This is a genomic window from Kocuria salina, assembly GCF_013368965.1.
Classification (GTDB): domain Bacteria; phylum Actinomycetota; class Actinomycetes; order Actinomycetales; family Micrococcaceae; genus Kocuria; species Kocuria rosea.
In genome coordinates, this window is record NZ_SSSF01000044.1 from 1 (window position 1) to 1383 (window position 1383).

The window sequence follows — 1383 nt, forward strand, 5'->3', positions numbered from 1 at the left end:
GGGACTGTAAGAAGAACGGTGTGTGAGGGTCCGGCCTGATCCGAAAGGAGACGGCCGTGACCGACTTCACGACAGACAGGACAGAGGAGATGATCGATCCCGTGACGGGAGAGATCATCGATCAGAAGGAAATCGCCGAACGGCTGCTCGCCCAAGCCAAGGAGCAAGGCGTGAGCCTGGTCGGGCCCGGCGGGCTGCTGAACCAGCTCACGAAGAACGTCCTCGAGACCGCCCTGGAAGCCGAACTGACCGAACACCTCGGGCACGACCACGGGCAGACCCCGATCGCGGCCAATATGCGCAACGGGACGAGATCGAAGACCGTGTTGACCGAGATCGGCCCCGTCGAGATCGAGGTGCCCCGGGATCGGGACGGGTCCTTCGAGCCGGTGATCGTGCCCAAACGCAAGCGGCGCCTGGACGGGATCGATCAGATCGTGCTCTCGCTGTCGGCCCGCGGCCTGACCACCGGGGAGATCGCGGCGCACTTCGAGGAGGTCTACGGCGCGAAGGTCTCCAAGGACACCATCAGCCGAATCACCGAAAAGGTCGCCGGCGAGCTGGCCGAGTGGTCTTCGCGCCCCCTGGACCCGATCTACCCGGTGCTCTTCGTCGACGCGATCGTGGTCAAGGTCCGCGACGGGCAGGTCCGCAACACCCCGTTCTACGTCGTTATGGGCGTCACCGTGCACGGGGAACGCGACATCCTCGGGATCTGGGCCGGTGACGGCGCCGAGGGCGCCCGGTTCTGGCTGCAGGTCTTCTCGGAACTCAAGAACCGGGGCGTCGAGGATGTGTTCATCGCTGTCTGCGACGGGCTCAAGGGCCTGCCGGAGGCGATCAGCACCACCTGGACGCAGACGGTGGTGCAGCAATGCATCGTGCACCTGATCCGCAACTCCTTCCGTTACGCCGGCCGCCAGCACCGCGACGGCATCGTCAAGGCCCTCAAACCGGTCTACACCGCCCCGTCCGAGGCTGCGGCCAAGGACCGGTTCGCCGAGTTCAAGGCCGAGTGGGGCCAGCGGTATCCGGCGATCGTGCAGCTGTGGGAGTCCTCCTGGGCGGAGTTCGTGCCCTTCCTCGAATACGACGTGGAGATCCGCCGGGTGATCTGCACGACGAACGCGATCGAGTCGATCAACGCCCGCTACCGGAGGGCGGTGCGGGCCCGTGGGCACTTCCCGAACGAGCAGGCCGCGCTGAAGTGCCTCTACCTCGTCACCAGATCTCTTGATCCGACCGGCGGCGGTAGAGCACGCTGGGTGATGAGGTGGAAGCCAGCACTCAACGCGTTCGCGATCACCTTCGCCGGACGGTTCGAGAGAACCACTCACTGATGAAAACCGCCGGGCCCCACACACCGTTTATCGGACAGTCCCG

Annotated in this window: 1 protein-coding gene; it reads left to right on the top strand. The window is 65.4% G+C overall.

The genetic code is table 11. The features are described 5' to 3' along the window. The first annotated feature begins 89 nt into the window (after positions 1-89). Positions 90-1340: an IS256 family transposase gene (locus E7Z53_RS19840; RefSeq protein WP_017832719.1), complete on the top strand. Its 1251-nt coding sequence runs from the start codon at positions 90-92 to the stop codon at positions 1338-1340. Positions 1341-1383 lie beyond the last annotated feature (43 nt).

What these genes read in the sequence shown, in the direction of transcription:
- E7Z53_RS19840 (WP_017832719.1), top strand. Translation starts at nt 90, where the DNA reads ATGATCGATCCCGTGACGGGAGAGATCATCGATCAGAAGGAAATCGCC.